This window comes from Magnetococcus sp. PR-3 (assembly GCF_036689865.1).
Lineage (GTDB): Bacteria > Pseudomonadota > Magnetococcia > Magnetococcales > Magnetococcaceae > Magnetococcus.
This window is the reverse complement of sequence record NZ_JBAHUQ010000122.1, coordinates 1-210: the sequence shown is the minus strand read 5'-3', so window position 1 is coordinate 210 and position 210 is coordinate 1. Positions and strand designations below refer to the sequence as shown.

Sequence of the window (210 nt, the reverse complement as noted above, 5' to 3'; positions counted from 1 at the left end):
TCTGGCCGCCAACACCAACAGCTATATCACAGGTTCTTACGATGTATCGGTAACGGATGCAGGTACGGTTGCAGAGCTCTCTGCCATTGAAACCGCAACTAGCGGTACGGTGACTTACGGTCTGGGTCTAAAAGATCAGGCTTCAGCACTGGCCGCGAACACCAACAGCTACGTAACCGGTTCTTACGATATCTCAGTAACGGATGCCGG

The 210-nt window shown here is 52.4% G+C and carries 1 protein-coding gene; it reads left to right on the top strand.

Going from position 1 to position 210, the window contains the following annotated elements; translation table 11 throughout:
• Positions 1-210 (top strand): hypothetical protein (locus V5T57_RS20795; protein WP_332893187.1); only part of this gene is annotated, 210 nt, incomplete at both ends.